The 485-nt window shown below is 31.3% G+C and carries 1 protein-coding gene; it reads right to left on the bottom strand.

The window, feature by feature from the left end; translation table 11 throughout:
• Positions 1-138: 138 nt before the first annotated feature.
• Positions 139-485 (bottom strand): GNAT family N-acetyltransferase (locus B4G94_RS23905; protein ID WP_286862508.1); only part of this gene is annotated, 347 nt, incomplete at its 5' end.

The raw sequence follows: 485 nt of genomic DNA, 5'->3' as shown, positions 1-485 counted from the left end.
CAATCTTATTATTAGGATCGATTCCTATACGATCAACTAAGGAATTATATATTGGCTCATTGGCGCCATACGTAGGCTTTCCATTGCTCTTTGTGAAAAAGAGTAATTAATTTTCTCATGATAGTAAGTGAACTAAGGTTAGATGGGAAACTCTTTTTTATTTAATTTCATTTTAATAAATCCATTTGCTTCATTGGAGCCTACTGCAACAAAACCCATTCTTTCGTAAGTTTTATAAGCAGAAATATTTAATGGATTTACCTCTAATAAGACACATTTTAAACCTAGTTCGAAAAAAGCATACTTTAATATAAGCTTTGTAGCTTGCTTGCCTATTCCGTTTCCCCATAAGCTTTTTTCACCTATGAATATATGAAAGGATGCCAGTCCATTATTTATAGCTAATAACTGAATATTTCCTATGTATTGATTGTTTTCTTTAAGACAAATTGCAAACCGTCGTTCATCCTTATTCTCTAATTTGC

It is taken from the genome of Sphingobacterium sp. UBA7625, from assembly GCF_002484085.1.
Taxonomy (GTDB): Bacteria; Bacteroidota; Bacteroidia; order Sphingobacteriales; family Sphingobacteriaceae; genus Sphingobacterium; species Sphingobacterium athyrii.
Note: the sequence above shows the minus strand (reverse complement) of the source record. Positions and strands in the feature narration are given on the sequence as shown.